20 protein-coding genes and 4 pseudogenes are annotated in these 21,453 nt (G+C 41.3%); 11 read left to right on the forward strand and 13 right to left on the reverse strand.

Annotation, left to right across the window (positions count from 1 at the left end):
• The 8 genes and pseudogenes from PSF11_RS10285 to PSF11_RS21310 all read left to right on the forward strand — a co-directional run.
• A pseudogene (locus tag PSF11_RS10285) lies at window positions 1-336 on the forward strand (hypothetical protein); the annotation flags it as partial.
• 30 nt (window positions 337-366) lie between these two features.
• A complete protein-coding gene (locus PSF11_RS10290; RefSeq protein WP_225829599.1) occupies window positions 367-1,011 on the forward strand; it encodes a hypothetical protein in 645 nt (214 codons plus the stop codon).
• Between the two features lie 35 nt (window positions 1,012-1,046).
• Window positions 1,047-1,315 (forward strand): annotated as a pseudogene (locus PSF11_RS10295) (PAAR domain-containing protein).
• A 105-nt stretch (window positions 1,316-1,420) separates the two neighbouring features.
• On the forward strand, window positions 1,421-1,801 hold the full coding sequence (locus PSF11_RS10300; RefSeq protein ID WP_040132427.1) for a hypothetical protein: 381 nt from the start codon (window positions 1,421-1,423) through the stop codon (window positions 1,799-1,801).
• On the forward strand, window positions 1,798-2,739 hold the full coding sequence (locus PSF11_RS10305; RefSeq protein WP_115113604.1) for a hypothetical protein: 942 nt from the start codon (window positions 1,798-1,800) through the stop codon (window positions 2,737-2,739). The genes PSF11_RS10300 and PSF11_RS10305 overlap by 4 nt, the downstream gene beginning before the upstream one ends.
• A gap of 30 nt (window positions 2,740-2,769) precedes the next feature.
• Entirely contained in the window at window positions 2,770-2,919 is a 150-nt protein-coding gene (locus PSF11_RS10310; RefSeq protein ID WP_154635277.1) for a hypothetical protein, read from the forward strand.
• Window positions 2,920-3,143: 224 nt separating this feature from the next.
• Window positions 3,144-3,587 carry a hypothetical protein gene (locus tag PSF11_RS10320; RefSeq protein WP_072502825.1) on the forward strand — a complete coding sequence of 148 codons (444 nt, stop codon included), beginning with the start codon at window positions 3,144-3,146 and terminating at the stop codon, window positions 3,585-3,587.
• Window positions 3,587-4,526 (forward strand): annotated as a pseudogene (locus tag PSF11_RS21310) (hypothetical protein). The gene PSF11_RS10320 and the pseudogene PSF11_RS21310 overlap by 1 nt, the downstream one beginning before the upstream one ends.
• 84 nt (window positions 4,527-4,610) lie before the next feature.
• On the opposite strand, the gene PSF11_RS21315 reads toward PSF11_RS21310, so the two are convergent.
• The gene (locus tag PSF11_RS21315) at window positions 4,611-4,772 is read right to left on the reverse strand and encodes an RHS repeat-associated core domain-containing protein (protein WP_080574256.1); all 162 of its coding nucleotides are present in this window, start codon (window positions 4,770-4,772) and stop codon (window positions 4,611-4,613) included.
• 64 nt (window positions 4,773-4,836) lie between these two features.
• Window positions 4,837-5,486, reverse strand: a pseudogene (locus PSF11_RS10335) (transposase); the annotation flags it as partial.
• 425 nt (window positions 5,487-5,911) lie between these two features.
• Here PSF11_RS10335 and PSF11_RS10345 point away from each other — a divergent pair.
• Window positions 5,912-7,165: a hypothetical protein gene (locus tag PSF11_RS10345; RefSeq protein ID WP_040132422.1), complete on the forward strand. Its 1,254-nt coding sequence runs from the start codon at window positions 5,912-5,914 to the stop codon at window positions 7,163-7,165.
• Complete coding sequence (locus PSF11_RS10350; RefSeq protein WP_072502826.1) at window positions 7,165-8,475, forward strand: hypothetical protein; 1,311 nt, start codon at window positions 7,165-7,167, stop codon at window positions 8,473-8,475. The genes PSF11_RS10345 and PSF11_RS10350 overlap by 1 nt, the downstream gene beginning before the upstream one ends.
• A gap of 315 nt (window positions 8,476-8,790) precedes the next feature.
• On the opposite strand, the gene PSF11_RS10355 is transcribed toward PSF11_RS10350, so the two are convergent.
• Entirely contained in the window at window positions 8,791-9,141 is a 351-nt protein-coding gene (locus tag PSF11_RS10355; RefSeq protein WP_225829598.1) for a type IV secretion protein Rhs, read from the reverse strand.
• Window positions 9,142-9,397: 256 nt separating this feature from the next.
• Between PSF11_RS10355 and PSF11_RS10360 the strand changes: the two genes are divergently transcribed.
• On the forward strand, window positions 9,398-9,577 hold the full coding sequence (locus PSF11_RS10360; RefSeq protein WP_071881675.1) for a hypothetical protein: 180 nt from the start codon (window positions 9,398-9,400) through the stop codon (window positions 9,575-9,577).
• 89 nt (window positions 9,578-9,666) lie between these two features.
• On the opposite strand, the gene PSF11_RS10365 is transcribed toward PSF11_RS10360, so the two are convergent.
• From PSF11_RS10365 to PSF11_RS10410, 10 genes are all read right to left on the reverse strand, one after another.
• Window positions 9,667-10,230 carry a hypothetical protein gene (locus PSF11_RS10365; protein ID WP_040132421.1) on the reverse strand — a complete coding sequence of 188 codons (564 nt, stop codon included), beginning with the start codon at window positions 10,228-10,230 and terminating at the stop codon, window positions 9,667-9,669.
• Entirely contained in the window at window positions 10,227-10,481 is a 255-nt protein-coding gene (locus PSF11_RS10370; protein WP_061064362.1) for an AHH domain-containing protein, read from the reverse strand. Before PSF11_RS10370 ends, PSF11_RS10365 begins: the two co-directional genes overlap by 4 nt.
• A 117-nt stretch (window positions 10,482-10,598) precedes the next feature.
• The gene (locus PSF11_RS10375) at window positions 10,599-10,862 is read right to left on the reverse strand and encodes a hypothetical protein (protein ID WP_036943174.1); all 264 of its coding nucleotides are present in this window, start codon (window positions 10,860-10,862) and stop codon (window positions 10,599-10,601) included.
• A gap of 11 nt (window positions 10,863-10,873) precedes the next feature.
• A complete protein-coding gene (locus PSF11_RS10380; protein WP_145928231.1) occupies window positions 10,874-11,167 on the reverse strand; it encodes a hypothetical protein in 294 nt (97 codons plus the stop codon).
• A gap of 115 nt (window positions 11,168-11,282) precedes the next feature.
• Complete coding sequence (locus tag PSF11_RS10385; RefSeq protein ID WP_072502828.1) at window positions 11,283-11,786, reverse strand: RHS repeat-associated core domain-containing protein; 504 nt, start codon at window positions 11,784-11,786, stop codon at window positions 11,283-11,285.
• 107 nt (window positions 11,787-11,893) lie between these two features.
• Complete coding sequence (locus tag PSF11_RS10390; RefSeq protein ID WP_061064361.1) at window positions 11,894-12,901, reverse strand: hypothetical protein; 1,008 nt, start codon at window positions 12,899-12,901, stop codon at window positions 11,894-11,896.
• Between the two features lie 51 nt (window positions 12,902-12,952).
• A complete protein-coding gene (locus PSF11_RS10395; RefSeq protein WP_072502829.1) occupies window positions 12,953-13,987 on the reverse strand; it encodes a hypothetical protein in 1,035 nt (344 codons plus the stop codon).
• Window positions 13,954-18,675: an RHS repeat-associated core domain-containing protein gene (locus PSF11_RS10400; protein ID WP_258558232.1), complete on the reverse strand. Its 4,722-nt coding sequence runs from the start codon at window positions 18,673-18,675 to the stop codon at window positions 13,954-13,956. Before PSF11_RS10400 ends, PSF11_RS10395 begins: the two co-directional genes overlap by 34 nt.
• 57 nt (window positions 18,676-18,732) lie before the next feature.
• Window positions 18,733-19,152, reverse strand: a complete 420-nt coding sequence (locus PSF11_RS10405; protein ID WP_036943215.1) for a DcrB-related protein — start codon at window positions 19,150-19,152, stop codon at window positions 18,733-18,735.
• Window positions 19,153-19,160: 8 nt separating this feature from the next.
• Window positions 19,161-21,317: a type VI secretion system Vgr family protein gene (locus tag PSF11_RS10410; protein WP_072502830.1), complete on the reverse strand. Its 2,157-nt coding sequence runs from the start codon at window positions 21,315-21,317 to the stop codon at window positions 19,161-19,163.
• Window positions 21,318-21,453 lie beyond the last annotated feature (136 nt).

A 21,453-nucleotide genomic window follows, 5' to 3' on the forward strand; every position in this document is an offset into this window, starting at 1 on the left:
ATCGCTCAATGGCTTGTTACATTGTGCGATAAACATATCGAATGGTCGGCCATGTTTAGGGATAATGACGACGAACAACGTTCAACGGGATATGAAATTAACACGGAGCTTTTAGTCTCTTGGCCTTTTGAATATCAAGCGGTTAAAAATTTCCGGGCTAAACATGGATTAACCACCCCTGTCATAGATCATCCGCTATTAAAAACCCCGATGGCAATAGAGCACCGCCCAGATATGGTAGGATGGAAGAAAAATATGCCAGTTATTTATCACCAAATGATTGATGACTTGATTTCGATTAATCCAGAGCTTCAAGTTATTCATAAACTATTTTAATTATGATTAATAGGCGGAGATTTACCGCCTGTGAATATAGATAATGTCATGAACATGAAGCTGACGGCAGAAAGAAAACAAATTATTCGTGATAATAAGCTGCAAGCTTTTTATCTTGATGCAGTTCACTACTTTGAAGAAGAACATCGCGTAGCATTAGATCACCATGAAATTAAGCGAGAGGCCTTGTTTAATCAATTAAAGAGAAATTATGTGTATTTTGAATCGATTGGTCGAGCGAGCCAATATTTGTGTGTTACGCAGACAACATTCATGCTCTATTGTGGGAAATTTTACGCACAGTCACCGTTATTTCAAACGGTACAAGAGCATCTTGAACAAGTGGTTTTGTTCAAAGACTCAAAAAGTAAAGCATGGTTAGAAGGCATGATTGAGCATTATCAAACTCTCGATTTATCACATAATGTCAGCGAAATTATCGATTATGCCAAAAAACGCTATCTGGTTATCGGTAATGAACCCTCGATACTAAAATCAGGAATTGAATTGTTTCTATTAAAGGATATGAATAAACAATTTACTGATAACTATAAAGAAAAAGACTTATTCTTAAAGCAAGCACTGGAAAATATCAATACAGTGCAGATACGTAAAGAGAACATTGTCTTTCTCTGTCTCGTTGCACAATATTTAGACGGGTTAAACTGTTTTTGAACCATGTAGATAGACTCATTAAAATAGAGTCAATAATGCGTAGCACAGTTAATGGTCGTAAAATTATTTTAAAAAATGATACCACCAACACAGGTGGTACAGTGCTTACGGGGTCTTCCCTTGCCAAACAAATCCAAGGATTCGCTTGTGTGAGTGAATCAGTTTATTGCCCTTCGAGCAAAAAACTGGTGCTATCGTCGAGGGCGACGGTTTAATGAAAATCAACGGAATTCCCGTTGCACTTGAAGGTCACAAAGTGGCTTGTGGCTGTTCTGGTGGAGGGGGGCTTGTCGCAGTGGATTAAGCAAGCAGTAAAAAAAGTATCTTGAGCGGGGTGTTTTAATCATAGGGGTTAAAACAATAAAGAATGAGTGAATACAGTTGTTAGTCAGTATGTTAGCTTTAAATAATGAATGATTATAAAGATGATTTCATTTGCAAAATTGAGCCACCGCCACCTGAGTGGGTTACGTTTGAAATCAAAACGACGATGAAGGATAAGTTTGGGGCAAATACAACACCAAAAGGAAGTGGAGCAAGCGAAGCTCAAAAAGATTACTTGAAAAATATAAGAGATCATTCAAAAGAATCAACAGAGTCAATGAGATTTGGAAGGAATGATTTTAATTTAAATAAAGAACAGTTTGACTTATTAAATAGTATTTCTAAGGGAATGAGTAAAAATAACATTGTTGGTTACAAATTAACGGTGGTAGTTGATGATAAATTTAATGTTGGTGGAAACAATAAATATCTATTTTTTTACTATCTAGAGGGTTTAGACAAATGAGTAGAGTTGATAGAGTACTAAAATATATAGGAAAGAAAATAAAAAATGCAAAGGCTGATCTATCTAAAGTAAATGACAGCATAGATGATGATTTTGCAAAAAGTATTAAGGAATCTATAGGCCTAGATAAAGAAGAAAGATATATTGACTATATATCAACATTAGATTTTGATACGCCTTCAATTGCATTTATTTATTTGTTGGAAGTTTATAGAAATAAAAAAGAATCTCTTTACTCTCTTGAAAAGTTCTTTTTTCATAAAAACTTAGTTTTAATTTTAGACTATCATGATGTTTATAAAAGGCATAAATCTTTTTATAGTCTCTCAGAGCAAGGTGAAGTTTTATTAATGGATTTTGCTTGTGATGATTTTAGAGTAGGGCATCTTTGCTACGATAAAATCATTGAAAGTATCCAATCAGGTAAAATGGCAAAATCTCTCCCAATGTATACCCGACCGCAGAAGTTAGGTGTACTAGCTATCGAAATGCTGGCGAGTGAAAAAAATCAAACAATAGATTGGGAAAGTGCGGGGATCCCTATTGATCCATTTTATCAACGTTTTTGCCAAGAAGCACTTTATAATGAAAATCACGATGTTGTCGCTCAATGGCTTATCACGCTATGTGATAAACATATAGGGTGGTCGGCACTTTTTTCGGACAATGACAATGAACAAAGCTCAACGGGTTATGAGATATCAATGAATATTTTAATTCCTTGGCCTTTTGAATACCAAGCCGTCAAAAATTTCCGTGCTCGCCATGGGTTAACAACACCCATCATTGATCATCCGCTATTAAAAACCCCGATGGCAATAGAGCACCGTCCAGATATGGTAGGATGGAAGCAAAATATGCCCGCTATTTATCACCAAATGATTGATGATTTGATTTCGATTAATCCAGAGCTTCAAGTGATTCACAAGTTATTTTAATTACGATTAATAGGCGGAGATTTACCGCCTGTGAATATAGATAATGTCATGAACATGAAGCTGACGGCAGAAAGAAAACAAATTATTCGTGATAATAAGCTGCAAGCCTTTTATCTTGATGCAGTTCACTATTTTGAAGAGGAGCATCAAGCTGTATTAGAACACCATAAAATTAAGTGAGAGGCGTTGTTTAATCAATTAAAGAAAAATTATTTGCACTTTGAATTTATTGGTCGAGCTAGCCAACTTGATGAAAACCAATGGGATCTCAGTAGCATTAGAAGGACACAAGGTGGTTTGTGGGTGTCTTAGCGGATATGAGCTTGTTGCAGAGGGTTAAACAAGCAGTAAAAAAATATCTTGAGTGGTTTTTTTAATCATGGGGTTAAAACAATAAAGAATGAGTGAATACTATTACTAGTCAGTATGTTGTCTTTAAAAAATCGAATGATTATGAGGATAATTTAATTTGTAAAATTGACTCTCCTCCACCTTATTGGGTTGCGATTGAAACGAAAATGGTCATGAGAGAAAAGTTTGATGATTTAGGAACATTAGTCGGAGGAAGCCTCAGTGAGGCTCAAAAAAGTCTATTTATAAATTTACAAAAACATATGGTTCAAGCAGAAAAAAGAATGTATTCTAAAAACGAATGTAATATATCTGTATCAGATATAGATAATTTTTTAGATATAAAAGCTAGATTAGATGAAGATATCTACTCACAAGTAGATAAGATAATAAAAAATGTCGTTGCTATCAAATTAAAAGTTGGCATAAATGATACATTTTTAGTAGCTAGTACATCTATATGTGATAAAACACTCATAATGGAGATTGTCAAATAATGTCAAAATTAGATTTAATAAATAAATATCTTAAAGATGAATTAAGAGACATCGAATTTGATGATGTTATACTAAAGAAAAAAATCGAGGAAAGATTTCTCTGGAATATCGAACTTGGCGCTTCTAAAAGTAGAAAAGACAAATATACTCATTACTTTGTATGTTTAGATTCTAATATGGGGATAGTGAATCTATTTTATATAAATAAAATTTACTCAGTAGATAAATATAATTATTTTAGTTTTGAGGAGGTTTTTTTTAAAAAAACATATCGTTATTGTTAAATTATTATAACGGTTTTAATAGTGACCGTTTTTTTGGGAACTATCTGAACAAGGACAAGTATTATTAATGGATTTCGCCTGTAATGATTTTAGATTTGGTCATCTTTGTTACGATAAAATCATTGAAAGTATCCAATCAGGTAAAATGGCAAAATCTCTCCCAATGTATACTCGACCGCAGAAGTTAGGTGTACTAGCTATCGAAATGCTTGCTAGTGAGAAAAATCAAACTATAGATTGGGAAAGCGCGGGGATCCCTATTGATCCGTTTTATCAACGCTTTTGCCAAGAAGCACTTTATAATGAAAATCATGATGTTGTCGCTGAATGGCTTATTACTTTATGTGATAAACATGTGGAGTGGTCAGCTCTATTCGGTATCAACACTGATGAACAAAGTTCAACAGGCTATGAAATAGACATGGAAATTTTATTAGCGTGGCCGTTTGAATACCAAGCCGTAAAAAATTTCCGTGCACGACACGGGTTAACAACGCCTATTATTGATCATACGCTATTAAGAACCCCCATGGCTATAGAGCACCGTCCAGATATGGTGGGGTGGAAACAAACGATGCCTGCTATTTATAATCAAATAATTGATGATATCATTACAATTAACCCAGAATTGAAAGTTATTCATACACTATTTTAACCTCGATAAATAGACAGGGATTCGCTTTTTTCTGTCATCCCTTATATATCTAATTTGTTTAATCCAATGAGTTGTCAATTCAGATTAAAGGGTTCGGTGCATACTGGTACAATTCAGTCCACTTACCAGCACTATCGAGTCTCGTTGGATAAAACGACCTAAATCTGGGGCGTAGTAGTGGTACGTGTTATAGTGTAATCCTACCTCTTTGTTGAAATAAGAAGCGGATGTTGGAGCAGGTTTCACATTTTATCGTCAATATGTTAAATGCTTGTCTGGGGGAATATCGGGCAGAGAAGATACCCATGTTATCAAGCAACAAAACTAGTTCCCATTGAATATTCGGTATTTTTTCAATTGCTAGTGGCCTTTTCTCACGTACGCAGAGCGCTTTTTTAACTCGACATTTTAGATTGAGTCCTAAACGGCCATAAACGCGTTTATGATTAAAGGGATAGCCTTCAAATCGCAAACGGTAATCGTATTTCCAAAATCCAGATTGTGGTGACTGGGTTAAAACGGATTGTATATCCTCGATCACCGCTCGATTTTTTTCACATCAATCTCACTGCCGACGATAAAACGTTGCCCCGGACAACAAAGTCATCTGACAAGCCTTACTGACTGATAAACCTGCCTCTTTTATTGATTGAACGCAGGACGTCTTCCCCGTTAGTTACTACCAACCTTTTTTGCAAAAAGCGCTTTCATCGCATGGTTTTCAAGGCTGACTTAAGCGTTGAGTTTTTTCAAGCTCTTTTAATGGTTTAACATCATTGGATTACATACCACTGTACTTTGATTTCCAATTGCCGCCAGTGGCACACTGATACCACGTTGCCGATAAAGATCATCGACTTTCATTCCAGAATCAACGAGTTTTAAAATATTGACGATTCGCCTTTCAGTAAAACCGGCTTTTTTATAACGACCTCTGCAATTTTGGGCAGAAAATCTCATTATAGCTGTTTCATTTTAATGGGAGAGGATAAAGATTAATAGCCAAGCTTTACAAGATTCGATTAAAAATCTTAAGGCTCACTATATAATACCTAGAAAAGGAAATAGCAATTAAGGTAATATAGCTATTGATTGGTGTTTATATCAATGCCGCTATTTCGTTGAAAATACCTTTCTGAGTATTAAGAAACACTGAGCAGTTGCTATTTGGTATGGTAAATTATCAAAAAATGATGAAAGTGTCGTTGTTTTGACGTTTTCAATTATGTGGCTCACTATGTGGAGCAATATAAAATATATACAATAAAGGTCAACATGCCCGAGTGTTTTTATAATTTTTAATCTTCAAAATATAAATATTAACTAATATTTCAATCAGAATCGTTACTGGGTAGTATGATTACTTATGGATGGTGCTGTTGCCTATGAAAAATGTCTGCTTTTTTGATTTGCCGTTTGTGCGCCACGATAAGCACGCCGAACCAGAAACGAATTACCGCCGGATCCTAGCCGGAGATAAGGTATTCTGGATGTATGCTAAGCAATTTGAAGATATCTCTGTTGCGGAAAAATTAACAGAAGGCGAGCGTGTGTATATCGGTGCACATCCGCTGGCTGATGGGACATTCTGGTTGCACTGGTTAGTCGCTCCAGACCACGGAACACTGCAACCCGTGACTAAAGGTACCGATAAAGCCCGTAATGCCCTGAAAACACTGATAGGAACGCTACTGATGGGGGCGTTTGGCTATGTTTTTTTTAATTTATCATTTGGTATTATCATATTTCTGCTCATGTTGATCGCATTTATTATCGGTGCTTGGTTTTTTTGCTCCGGTGTTCAAGGATTGCTGGTCAGTAGTAGTAAACGAACACACCGTTTGCAAGAGGGACTTCGGCGTGTACAGGCTGGAGATTTATCACTCTTTCACACTCAAAACGATCTGCAGACAACAATAGCCGCGCAGCAAAAAAATATACAGGCAGTGGTAAAAACAGCAAAACCCCAGACGCCGGATAATATGATCCATGCAGATCAGGTCATTCTGAGCACATTACAAGGGGAAATTCGTTCACTCAGTGTGACCACAGGATTTACTGGTACAGGTAAATCGCGGCGCGATTATAGAGATTATCAGTTTCTCTGTGAGGGCGTGCTATTCACTTTCCGCTGTTATTACAATACATTCAGTGAAGATGTAAATCCGATATTTTACCGACATCCGGATTTTTTTCTGACCGAAGGTGACCCCATGACGCTTATCCTTAACGGTGAGAACGGTCAGATCGTCGGCCTGTGTAACGAACGGGACGGACAGGCATATCTCAAATACAGCGGCATAATGATGCCCAACCGTCAAATGAAACGGGCGTACAAAGCCATTGGTCTCATCTGTCTGGTGTTACCGTTGTTGATGCTGTTTTTTTCGTTCCATGACTGGTGGCAAGCGGGTGTGATGCCTGACAAATGGGACTGGTTGAAAGCCGGGGATATGTTTCTTGATTGCAGTTTTCTCAGTATGTCGATATTTTTCCTGATTATGCTGTTAACTGAGCTGTCCAACGGCTTTATCGAAAAATACACGGTCACCTCCGCACGGATAGAGAAAGTGCGACAGTATCTGGTGTCATTCCGAAGTAGCTTGAATAAGGCTCCGTATATTCAGGAGGTGACCTGATGTTTACTGATCGTCGCATCCGAGTTGCTTTATTGGCCGTCGGGCTGATTATTTGCATAACTTTTATGTACATACGTGATTTCGCTGGATTTGCCGGAGAATGGGAACGTACTCGTCCTTATCAGCCGGAAAAAAACGCGATTATCATGAAATCTTTGCTTATCAGTAGCGTTGAACAGGGTGTTTTGATCACTGGCCTAAGCGATGCGATTGATATTAAAGTGAATCATATTGAGCGCAGTAATTTCCTGTATCATTACAACAAAGTGCTTCGTGATGATCCCGTTAATGACAACGCTGTGCCGCTGCTTAATCTGCAAATTAATCCGGACAAAGCGGTGATCAACAAGCACATTGCAAAACAGATTGGCAAAGGGAGTGGCCGAGAAATTGAATCCTACAGGCCACGGTTGCCGCTAACTCAGATTATGACGGAGCAGGAGGGGGAGCTGCGCGTCCGGGCCCGTTTTATCGGCAACGTACTGAGTCAGCAGTGTGATAATCAAGGGCGCTGCCTGATCGTATTTAAGAATGATATCACCCCAGGAAGACCAGCATTTTATTCAAATGACGGTGGTCTGCATTGGCAGTGGCTACAACAATGGGCATCGCCAGAAACGCGGGCGGAAGAGAATGTCCTAGCGATTACTGGGGCGGGTCATTTCGTGATGGCGCAGAATGAGCGATTGTATCAGACAATGGATTTTGGACAGACTTGGAAAAAACTCGCCGACCTGAACCCCTCTGGGCGGGGACGTGCCGATCTCGGTAGTTATCAGCATTACAATATACAGGATCCCAGCTGGCTCGCCACCTCACAACGGGCAATCTTCTGGAAGCAGGAAAGCGACACCAGCTCACTGACTTGTATTAACCTCCAGACGGGACGCCAGGAAGCGTATCTGTCGCTGCCGGGGCGAGTTAGTAAACCGACCGTGACACCGGAAGGAGAGGTTTATTTTGTTCTCAAAACCGAGCCACGTATGCGGTACAGCATCAACCGGCTGGATTGCAGCAACGGCAATTACACGCCAGTACTGGAAACCGGTACAGACTCGATTTCTGATCTGTATGTAGGGAAAGATAATAGTCTGATATTCACTTTTCGGTTTAACGACCCTGAGCATATCCGGGTATCACACAACGGCGGAAAAAACTGGAAGCGGATGCAGAAATTCCCGAGAAGCTATCAGGAAAATGTATTATTTGATGGTGTCCGTAATCGTCTATTCTATTTTCCGGTAGAATCCTACTATGCACCGGACCTCGGTAATCGCGATGGATTGGTGTATGAAATATCGCCGATCTGATAATGTGGAAAGTAACAATATAATGAGATGTTAAATAGAGATTGTAAGTAATAAAAACAAATATTAATTCTAATTTGTTTTTTTAATTGAGGAATAATATATTGTGATTTACCTGTTTTGGTTTAAGAGGTTAATATTAATAAAACAGGTAATTTCACTAAATAAATTACACGTTAACTCTATTTTACTGGAAAATTAAAAGCTGTTAAACCTGCATCTTCTATTAACTTGATGGGTGACATGCCCACGGAGGTCATACCCCGTTTCATTGTCCAATAACCCGCTGGTGCGGTCCGTTTCACGGTGCAAACGGTCTCACTGATATTCCGCTAAGACGGTGAGTTGGTCGTTATCACGCCAGTTGGTTTGCTGTAAATGACTGGAGCCGTAGTAGAGGTACTCAAAAGCCCGGTTATTCGGCAGTTGTGTCTGGGTTAAATTCTCCAACATATCGTATTGATGATGATATTCCTCAGTGGCATTGCGATCACTGACTAACTGCCCCAGTCTGTCGTAAGTGAGGGTCAACTTATCGTCATCATTCACCGTCGTCCCCGTCCGTTGCGCCTCATGCCAGCGCGCTATCGGCACCTGACGCACGGTCACTGGGTTCTGACTATCCCCATATTCCGTGCGGTATTCCGTGTTATCAGGCGACTCTGTCATTCTGGTAAAGTCGGTTTCACGAATAATACAGTGGGCCAGTTTTGATTGGTCGAAAGTCAATAAAAAGTGGAGTAGTTTTCGATGAGCATTGAAAACCGTAATCAACGAATAAAGTGTTGACTATAGCTAGTGCGTATTCTAAGTCAGTCGTCACCGTAAATAACATCCTGAAAACAGAACGATTCTACACGGTCGGCTATGCGCCGAAGGGCAAAAACAACACCCACCGCCCGCCATTAACCTTAAAGGTCAGTGGCTGAAAGAGGCAGGTTTTGAGACCGGCTTCACCTTTACCGTTAAGATTTTAAACGGCTGTTGGGTATTAATACCGGACTATGAGGATATCCGGGCAATAAAGCAACAAAACCAGCAACAGCAAGCTCAGTTCGCCGCATTTAAACTTAAGATTAAGGCGCTGTTCGGGGGAGTGATCTAACGACAATTTACTTGCTTTGGTGTAATATTTGTAGCTAAAACGGGTAATTACACGAGCTTGTAATTTAAATCATAAGTTCGTCAATATCTTTACGATAATTCTACTTCTACTGAAAAATCGAAAGCAGTTAAACCGGCATCTTCTACTCTTTGTTTAAACTTATCCGTAACAAAAACCCGACTAATATCTTCGTCAATAGTAAATAGATACTCATCTGTAATGTTACTTTTAATGAGGACTGGCTTCTCAATCATTAATCCATTGGGATATTCCCGATAAACAGAATTCTTTCTGTCAAAACATTCTGAAAGCGGATTGGTTGGGTAATAGCCAACGAATTTCTTCCGTTTGCTCTCAGTTTTAACTGGTAATATTTGCCCCCTTGAACTCAGAATATCAGATAAGGATACTAATGCACCCTCACTAAAAACCATAAATGGAGATAGAAAACTACTGAAATCAAATTTATAGTTTTTATTACCAAAATCATTAGGGTGCAATTCTAAAATTATACCTACATAATTATCACCAAATCTTCTCCATTTTTGGTCTCTCGATCTTCCCATAATACTCTCTTCACCGTCAGGATAGTCTTGAATAAAAGAGCTATAATTTGTTATATCTGACTGTAAACAATATAATTTATCGATCATAATATGTTATACCAGCTTGTGGCTCGACTTGCGGAAGATAAAATTTCTCGTATATTTGACAATTCATCCAGAACACCTTGCTTACCACCCATTCGATCCGCATCTATGATTCTTGTATTAACAGCAGCTAGGTATTGATTAGGGTGTCTACCATTATGTTTTATCCCTGATAATGTTTCATCAATGTTATTTTTATTCGGCAGGAAAACACCATTTCTTGCATCATCAACATCAATACCATGTTTTTTCAAGATGTCTCTGGCTGGGCACCTTTAGATGCATCACCAACAATTTAGTGTGCTGAACGACAGCAACTAAATAAAAAATAAGCTGGGAAGATTTGAGGATCCTTCCGGCTTTTATTTATTTCAAGTTTTATTCTTGATTTCTTTTATCCATTCATTAAATTCTTTTACTAAATAAGGATCTTTATTTACTGATAATATTTCTTCTAGATATCGACAAGTATCTTTATTACCCATATCAATCACGTATAAAACAATAGAATCAACAATGTCATTTTCAAACGAATCAATAGCCACGCAATATATATTTATTAAATCCCTCAGGCCACCATTAACATCTGCTTCTAACTTATTTAAAGCTTCATTATATTGATGTCGGATATCCATATAACCTCACATTAATTATACGGGAAGCGTCCCGGAGACATCGGAATGTGAACATCAGCGTTATGATTCGGATTAGTTCCTCGGTCAGAAACTCCACCTTTGGCAGTATGTCTGCCAGTCACGTCTCGTGGGCGATAATTTCCATTAGAGACACTGGATGTTGGGACTGTTTCAATATGAACATGAGGTACAGCATCAGCATAGTTTGAAGGTGAACGAGGATTCGCCGGATCAATTCTCACGGCAACAGTATTTCCATCTGGTAAGCCTTTTGTCCAAACTTCCCCCCCACTATGTGCTTGCACCGACGAATAACCTCGATTACGTAAAGTCTGACGTATTTGTCCAGGCGTTCTATTTGTGAAATTAGGTAATCCAGATATTTCTTCCTGTATATTTTGGGCACTTCTGAACCGCCCGTCATTCCCCCCTTAATCCACAAGTAGAAAGACCTAACGGATCGATCCATGACAACGGATTAGGCGCATACGCATAGGTATTTAAACCCCCCGCCAGCCCTATCGGGTCTTGCTGGGTAAAGCGGCCTAAATCCGGGGCGTAGTACCTGAAGGTATTATAGTGCAAGCCGGTTTCTTTGTCGAAATATTGCCCTTGAAAACGCAAGTTTTGTTCACTGTTAAACTCACCGGTAGGGCGGGCCTGACGCTGTAAATTCCCCCAAACACCATATTGACCTTGCCAAACGAGATGACCGTCACTGTTGGTGAGCGCCTCCGGCAATCCGTTTAAGCCACTGTGCGTGTAATAGATGGCGCACCGTGGATTGGCGGGGGTATCCGTGCACTCAATACGGGCTAAAGAGGTATAACTGTGGTCATTGTACGCATGGTACACCGTGGTGTGCGGTTTGGTGCTACTGTGCTCATGGGTAAGCACCATCCCCACCCAGCCAAAGGTTTGCACTTCATCCGGCTCACGGGGGGGAAGTGATGGTATTGACTATCGCACTGGCATTAATAAAAGTTATAAATATTAAAAAAATATACCTTAAGACTATTGTTTTAGGAATTTTATGTTGCGTAACCAACAATTATTTTTTTATTATTTAATAAATAATACTCTAGTTTTAATCCTTTAAAATCAGACTCATCAATATGGTAGTTAAGATTGATAATCTTGACAATTATTCTGAAGAATAACTTGTTGTTTTTTTTGCAATATTTTTTTAATTTTAATATTTCCTTTGGGTTATCCTTGAGGATATAATATATATAATTCATATATATCATGTCTGATATAAAAAAATTACACTCAGATTGATTTTCATCAACACAGTCAATAAGGATAGAAAACATTTCTTTATTTTTATTAAGGTAGTTGTTTATAAAAATATCAGGATATGCATAATTTAAGTAAAAGTCATCATATGGAAAATTGACCTTTTGTTTGTCATTCATAATAAAGTCAATTGTGGCTATTTGAAAGTTTTTTACTTTTTTTAGATTTATTTTGTTTTCATCACTCGCCATTGTTGTTGCTAAAGAATGTATGGAGCTAATTAACTCTTTAACATTAACCCATTCATTGAATTTTAATTTGAAAAATAAGTTATTATCTTTAACTAGAAAAAAATTGGAATTTAATTCAGTTACTCCTATTAAATGAGAAAGGTAATTAAAAATCTCTGTTTTGTAATTATCATCCTCTAAGTTTAAAGTAAGGGTTGTTTTTTTTATTGTTTTTAATTGATTAATAGTATGGGTGATTTTTAAATTTTCATTCTTGTATGACTCACTTTTATTAATAAGAAATATTAATGGAAGACTTTTTAAAAAACATAAAAACAAATCATATCTTTCATATGTATTTTCACTCAAAATATCATCTAGTTTTTCGAAATCAAATAAATTACACCACCAAGATAATAAAAGAGGTTTTTCCCCTTCTATATATAAAGATAAATATTCCTCTAATTCATTGTTAACACTTGTAAATGTCAAATCGTCATCATCCAATGAAAGCGCTCTAAAATTGAATAATTTATTTAACTTATAATGATATATTTTTTCTAGGTTCATATCTGCTCCCTAAATTAAAATTTAAAGTACAAATTCATATTATGAAATTTTCTAAGGTGATAACTTAGATAAATACATTCCGAGATTAATACCTTTAAAACTTTTCATATTTACATAAAACCTACGATTAATAATCCTGTTTATTATTTTTAAAAAACTAATTTTAGTTTTATTGCAATATTCTTCTAGGTCTAATATTTTTGAAGGATTACCTCGAAGAACATAATATATGTAATTCATATATATTATTTCAGAAATAAAGATGTTACATTTAGATTGGCCTTCATTCATACACCCGACCAAAACTTTAAATACGTCATCTTTATTTTTTAAATAATTATCTATAAAAGTGTTAGGGTTGGTATAATCGATATATATATCATTATATGGAAGATGATATCCATCATTACTATTTAATAAGAAATCTACTGTGGCTAGATAGAATATTTTAATTGTTTCTATATATTTTGTGTTTTTATCATCTACTGTCTCCATTAAGATGGAGTGAGTTAAGTTAATTAAACTTTTAACTTCAATGTAATTATCACCTTCTAAATTAAAAAATAATTGATTATTTTTAATCCTAAAAAATTTATCGTAACGATTTCCAGCTCCTAGCTCGTATATTAAATAATTAAATAATTCTGATTTTAATTCGCTTTCGTTGATGTTTTCTTCCATTTTAAAATTAAATTTTATCTTTAATTGATTTATGAAATATGATATGTATAAATTTTTGTTTTTATAATAAATATTTTTGTTTATTATAAAAATAGAAGGAAGGACTTTTAAGAAATTAAAAAATAAATAATAATTAGTGTTTTTTTTTAAAAAAACTTCGTTTAATTTATCACTATAAAATAAGTCATTCCATTCAGATGAAATAAGTGGGGTATTATTTTTAATATTGAGTAATAAATTTTTTTCCATGTTATTATCCCACTCTGTAAATGCCATTATTTTGTCATTAATAGGTGGCACTCTTGAATTAAAAAGGCTTTTTAATTTATATTGATACATATCATTCAAATTAATATCTAAATTTGAATGGGTTAGCATTTTATGATCACTCCAATATTTTTCCATTGATTTTTCTTTACCTCTTTTTCAATTCGTGCGCTTTTAATTTGCTTATTAAACTCATCAAGCAATCCTGCGCCAATGCCTCTTGCCCCTATTTCGTTAGGTTTAGATAATACACCATGTGGTAGATCAGTTTCACCGAGGAATAACTTATCCATATCGACATGTTCATTTAATATATCCATACCTTTTTGATTAATAGTATATACTACCCTAAATTTTTCTCTATTAGGATTCCAATTTGCACCAGGCATGTTTAGCCAACGGGCAACTCTATTACTATTAAAATGCGGTACAATTCCACCATTTGCTTTTTTTACAGCAGTAACTTCATCAGCACTCATATATTTTATTACTTCATACGTTTTTTCTTTCGCCCAACCCCACGGATCCACCCATGTCAGTGGATTTGGCGCATACTGGTACAGGTTCAATCCACCCGCCAGCCCGATAGGGTCTTGCTGGGTAAAGCGACCTAAATCCGGGGCGTAGTACCTAAAAGTATTATAGTGCAGGCCGGTTTCTTTGTCGAAATATTGCCCTTGAAAACGCAAGTTTTGTTCACTGTTAAACTCACCGGTAGGGCGGGCCTGACGCTGTAAATTCCCCCAAACACCATATTGACCTTGCCAAACAAGATGACCGTCACTGTTGGTGAGCGCCTCCGGCAATCCGTTTAAGCCACTGTGCGTGTAATAGATGGCGCACCGTGGATTGGCGGGGGTATCCGTACACTCAATACGGGCTAAGGAGGTATAACTGTGGTCATTGTACGCATGGTACACCGTGGTGTGCGGTTTGGTGCTACTGTGCTCATGGGTAAGCACCATCCCCACCCAGCCAAAGGTTTGCACTTCATCCGGCTCACGGGTGGGGTAAGTGATGGTATTGGCTATCGCACTGGCTTTCCATAAGCGTTTTTCAATTCGCCGCCCGAGGATATCATAACGGTATTCCGCGCGCTCATAACCCAGTGGGCCTTGGTGAATATCGACCGCAATAATCCGGTTTTCTGCATCGTAATGATAATGCTGTCCGGAAGTGCTGCCTTTTTCACAACGTGAAACCATGCGCCCAAAACCGTCATACTGATAATCAAATTGGTCGCTGTGGTGCACTTGGTTATGCAGGGCACTTTGCTGACGATCTTTAAATAAATTTGCCGCTTCATCGTAGCGAAAATGTTCCGTTTGCACCGAGCCTAAATGCTGGGTTAATTGCCCTAAGGGGTCATACTGATAGCTGTTATAGTACCAGTGCCCTGACGTAAATAAATCATTCCCTTGGCCGTAACTGACACTGCGCTCAATCAAGTGATTGCGCTTATCCCAGCGGTAACGGCGGTCAAGGACCGGCATCGTGAACACCGATTCATTCATCCGACGGGCGACTTGATGGGTGATACGCCCTCGGGTGTCATACCCCGTTTCATTGTCCAATAACCCGCTGGTGCGGCCCGTTTCACGGTGCAAACGGTCTCGCTGATATTCTGCTAAGACGGTGAGTTGGTCGTTATCACGCCAGTTGGTTTGCTGTAAGTGACCGGAGCCGTAGTAGAGGTACTCAAAAGCTCGGTTATTCGGCAGTTGTGTCTGGGTTAAATTCCCCAACACATCGTATTGATGATGATATTCCCCGGTGGCATTGCGCTCACTGACTAACTGCCCCAGTGTGTCGTAAGTGAGGGTCAACTCATCGTCATAACTCACCGTCGTCCCCGTCCGTTGCGCCTCATGCCAGCGCGCTATCGGCACTTGACGCACGATCACTTGGTTCTGACTATACCCATATTCCGTGCGGTATTCCCCGTTCTCACGAGACCGTAAACGACCAATCTTATCGTAATGCAGTTGCATCAGGACTGGCGCGAGGGCGGCACTTCCGTTCAGCGGCTTGGCGGGGGTAGTCAGTATCTGCGTCAGGTTTCCCACCTCGTCATACTGATACTGTTTTTGTTGACCAATAAGGTCTTGCTCCTGGGTCAAGCGATGAAGGGCATCGTAGCCAAAGCGGTACTGTTCGCCGTGCTCATTTTCTAATGCATTCATGCGCCCTAACGCGTCATAGTGAAAATGCAGCCAATGCCCCGCGGGGTCACGACGTGCAATGACTTGCCCCCGACGATTACGCCGCAGTAGCGTGTGCTGGTCACCCACATCGGTTAATCCGACCAGTTGCCCCGCATCATCATAGTCGTAGCGGTTTTCCGTGTTATCGGGCAACTTTTCTGACAGCAATAAGCCTGTTTCACTGAACGTGTAATAGGTGGTTTCATTGAGCGCATTAGTGATACTGCGCAATTGCCCCCACTCATCATAGGTGAGGGTAGTGGGGTAACCGGAACAGTCGGTTTGGCGAATAAGCTGACCGCGTGGGTTATAGCGATAGTGGGTTTCATTGCCTTTGGCATCCACTTGCCCGATGCAATTGCCTTGCTCGTCCCAAACAAAGGCCGTGATGTGCCCCAAGGGGTCAATCACACGGCGGACATCGCCTTTATCGGTATATTCCCAATGCCACGCCGCACCATTGGGCAAGGTTTGCACGGTCGGAAAGGCAAAATCCTTGTCCCAATCGTAGCAAGTGGATTGGTTTTCGGGATCCGTCGATTGCGTTAAATTTCCGCGTTCATCATAGGTATAAACCCACTCACTGGTATCTGGCGCAATGGCTTTGGTTAAGTGGCGATTGGTGTCCCACTCAAAGTACCAAGTTTCATTGAGCTCATTGGTGTATTCAATGATTTGCTGTTGTTCATTCCAGCGACGGAAGGTGCTTCCTAAACCATGCTGAACGGTTTTGACGGTGCGCTCGGCTAAATCGTAGATGAGTTCTGTGTGCTCTAAACACGTTTGGCCTTCTTCTTTTAACCAGTGTTCAACGACCCGCCACTCCGGTTCATTGTCTTCAAGGGTAAAGGTGTCAAAGCGTTGCCAGCGATAATGGCTACTCAACCCCGTGGCATATTGGTGCATCGCCATTAAGCCGGACTCTTCATCCCAGCCAAAACGGCGCGTGATACGGTTATCCGCGTCAGTGACCTGAATTAACCGCTGCTGTTCATCGTAATCATAGGTCACCAGTGTTTTTTCAGCTTGCCCTTGATGACGCGTTACCGACGTTAATCGCTGTGAAAGTGCATCATAGTGCAAGCGGATATCCGTTAAATACGCATCATCATGAATTTGCACCAGTTCACCGTCATTGGCATAACGGTAATTTAAGGCATTGTTATGGCGGTCAGCGCTTTTCATTAAGCGCAGGGTGTTGATTTTATGGGGGTTGGCTTCAAACAGTTGATAGTCACCGTCAGTGGATTCGACAAGGAAAATATTATTCACGGTGCGATAAACTTTAAACCCTTCATCCTGATAAAACACTGTTTGGCCGAGGGCTATTTTCCCCAGGGCTAAACGGCGCCCCGATGCGTCATGGTAGTAGATATTTTCATTTTCAAGCCCCTTGCCAGTTGACTCGATTTCCAAGGACACATCAAACGGCATTGCCCAACCACGGCCCAATCGGCTCTCGCGTTGGTTCCGACTTTGGTAGATACGTGACCAGACTAACGGATAAGCCCCCTCAATAATAAAGTCCGTATCATTTTCACCATTGAGGACTTTCGACCCCGTAGCGGCATGAACGGGATGGTGTAAACTATTGAAAGCTTGTACCACCGTTGCCGTCACCATCGAACCAACCGCGGTGCCGACAATTTCACTTACCAGCGTACAACCGACTTTATTTAAACACTGCTTAATGGCAGCCATTCCGCCTTTTCGCATTAAGGTTCGCAGCCCCCCCACAAAGAGGCCGCCAAGAATTTCACCGAACATCTCTGCAAACGGGTTGCGGCCACTCATGATGTCGCGTACCACCACACTGTTCCCACCAATGCGCACAATCCCTTTTTCTTGATTGTCATCGATTTTGGCTTCACAGGTGCTTCTATCCCCATTACGGCACGCCGGCTGGCTATTGATTTGAACCCTTTTTGATCCTTCCGCTAAAAAGTAGGGCTTACTTGCACAATGCCATTTATCACATTTGATAATATCGAGGGGCATCGGTTCAGCATGAGGGTGCTTATCCGCCTTAACGGGGGACAGTATGCTGTCAAAAAAGCCTTGCTTAGGCGATGGATATTCTGGGTATTCGTCAGACAGGGGGTCGATAGGCGCCGCATTATTCGGGGTGCTAAGTGCTTTTTTGGCTAACGCAAAGGGAAGCATGCCCGGAATAAGCATTGTGGATTTTTCCAAAATACTCAAGGCAATATCGAGCCCTTTTTTTTCTTTAGGGGGCGCATTGTCTTCTGCAATAGACGCTAATAACAAGGGGGTAGGGAGTTTTCCTGCCGCTCTTGCTGCCAGTTTCCCCTTGATACGCACATTGGGTGAGCCGGTTTTTATTTCGCCATCAGGCGAACTGAGCCCAAAGAGGCTATCAATCCCATCCGCGACCCAATCCGCAGCAGCATCAATAACACTGCCGAGAGCAAATCCGGTCGCCAATCCCGCGCCAATAAAAACAGCCGCTGCTGCACCGCCAGTTACGCCTGTCAATACAACTGCAGCAGCCCCTACCGCCGCATAGACCGCCCCTTTAACCACACCACAGACAATATCTGCCCATATTGACGAGTGCATCAATTTATCGCCTTGCTTCGCCGCGAAAAATTCATTTCCCATGAGTATGTCCTTATTCAATCGTCAGTATGGTCATTGTGAATTCAAGTCTGCTTTCGGTTAATTTGAGTGCGGTGTAAAGCTGTCCCGCAGGGTGCGCCAGTGTGCGAGCTCTGCATTTGAAAACGGTTTAATTTGGCTATAAGTGACGACTAAGACGTTGTCTTCCACGTGAAATGCCGCTATCCATTGATAAATACTGATGCCTTTTTGTTTGGTCTCACAGTAAATTTCACTCCCCGTGAGACCTTGCTCTGTGCGAAAAGCGGTTGGCGCTTTAACGACGGCATTTTTTATTTCACGTTTAATGGCGCTTAGCTGTCCGGCGAGATAATCACTTAGCTCGATGTCTGGCGACAGTGCCTCACGGGTGATGGAGATGCTGCCTTCTAGGGCAGGAAAACGCAGCATATTCACGGTATTATCTTGATATTTATCACTGGGCAGTGTGAGGCGACCCTCTTGAAATAAGTAATGCATACTCAACCTTATTTTTCAGGAAAAAATTGGGATTTTGTGCTGGCAATGGTGTCGGTATTCGGATCTATTTTAGTGATCCCTGGCGCGGCATTGTCCATATTGAGATCGAGGATCTCACCCGTGGCAATTTGCCCTGAACCACTGGCATAAAAATCAAAATTTTCACACGCGATGGTGACCCTCCCCGAGGGACTCAATTGAAGAACGGACGTACCGCTGATAAGACGGATCCCTTTTGCGGAAGCGATGACCACTTCACCATCGACAATAGACTGTTGATTCCCAAAGACGACATTCTTTTGGTCAGACTGTACTGAGGTCGATTGAGAGCCATGCACTGAAACCGTTTGGTTTTGTAGGATGACTTCTTTGTGGTTGGCCCCCACGGTCGTCGAACGATTATCCCGTACTACCGTATTCATGTCTTTTTGCGCATGAATAAACACTTCCTGCTTACCGTCCTCATCCTCAAAACGTAACTCGTTAAAGCCCTCGCCCTTATGGGTTTGAGTGCGGAACGTGGTGCGTGTTTTGTTCTCAGGAAAACGAATAGGGGGAGCATTGCGGCCATCGTAAGTGCATCCCGTGATAATGGGGCGGTCAATATCCCCGTTCAGGTAACTGACTTGCACAACAGTGCCGATACGGGGCACGGCCGAAAAGCCGTAACCGTTGCCGCTCCATCCCATGGCGACACGCACCCAACAGGAAGCGCTGTGATCGGGCTTGCCGTAGCGATCCCAATGGAAATGCACTTTGACGGCGCCGTACTCATTGACGTAAATCTCTTCCCCCGGCGGCCCCACCACGGTCGCCAATTCATCCCCATCGGCCGTCGGTTTATAACGGTGTGGCGGACGCCACTCCTCACGACCCGGTATAAAGGAGACCGTGTTACTTAATTGCGTTCCTTCGCCCCCGCCATTGTCGGCTAAGGGTTGCACGCCGTGATGGGTGACCGTGATGACTTGCCAACTGTCATTCATCGGGGCGTGTGGGTGATTTTGCAGGGTGAAAATTTTGCCTGGGCGCAAGGCAAAGCAGTTCGTGGTGGCATTGCCCACGCGGCTGCCGCTGCGTAATTGCTCAAAACGGGCTTTGGTCAGGGGCTCCCCTTCGGCATCCAATTGAAAACGCCCGTAACTTTCAAACACACTGTGCTGCCCACCGCCTGCTTGCTGATCTTGGTGCATCAGCGGGTAAGAGGGGCGCACGTAGTTGTTGTCTTTTTGGATCAGTTGATCGGGGCACAGATACTCTCCGTACTGCCATGTGGTGGCGGTACTGTCGGTGATATCGGTGTTCGCTTGCGGGTTGTAAGTCAACGAGATCCCCGCGGTCATGCCCATGTGCTCATCACTGTAGAACATCTGATCTTCTTCAAACCAGAAGTTGATCCCTTCCTCAAAGGCTAAGCGACACCAAAAGTCATAGGCGGATTCCCGTTTTTGCGTGGTGTAGGTCCGTTCCGGATGCAGCGCTTCACGGTAAAAAAGACAGTCTGATTTGACGTGCGCTTCATCCAATAACGTCTTTAAAATCGCGGGGGCGTTTTGGTCTTGGAAGATACGGCTGTCCTGATTGAGGGTCATGATCCACATTTCAGGGCGGATATCAAAATGGTACCACGTTTTCACGCCATCGGTATTGCCTTGGACACCGCCCGCAAGAATGCCATTGACGGTGCGCACAATCTGCCCATCCCGTTTGACCGTCAGTGAGGCGGCTTGGCCTAAATGCGTTTGGAATTCAATATAAGGCAACAAACTCACCACATTCAGGCTAAGGTGATATAAGGAAGAGAGCCCTTCGGTGAGGGTAAAATCGGTGACTTGAAAGGTACCCGCAGGAAATAAGCCGATTTCACAGGTAAACACTAAACCGCTCGGCTCGGCGGTTAACCCTAACGCGCTGCGTAAGGCCGCTTGCGCGGTATCCGGATCGGCAGGGTTAAGCCCCCCCGTCAGCCCGCCGCCGGGGGTCAACATCGCGGCGGGGGCCTGCAACGAGGGCGCCGCACTGGCCGCTTGTTGGGCCAAATTGACGGCTTGTTGTGTTCGCGCAGATGCCTTTGACATCGCCGCTTCCTTGGCTTGGTTAATGGCTTCGTCCTTCAGCATCGACGCCAGATCAGGGGATGATTTTTTCGGATCTTTTGAGAACATGGTCAGGCTCCGGGTTAACGGGGAGAGTGCATCACGTTAAAACAGACAAGGACGAGCCCGGGTGAGCTCGTCGAATGAGGCGATTACGCTTCCAGCGGTGCACGCCAGTCGTCAGCACCGGAAGTGCCTGCCACGG

The organism is Providencia sp. PROV119 (genome assembly GCF_028482435.1).
Lineage (GTDB): Bacteria > Pseudomonadota > Gammaproteobacteria > Enterobacterales > Enterobacteriaceae > Providencia > Providencia stuartii.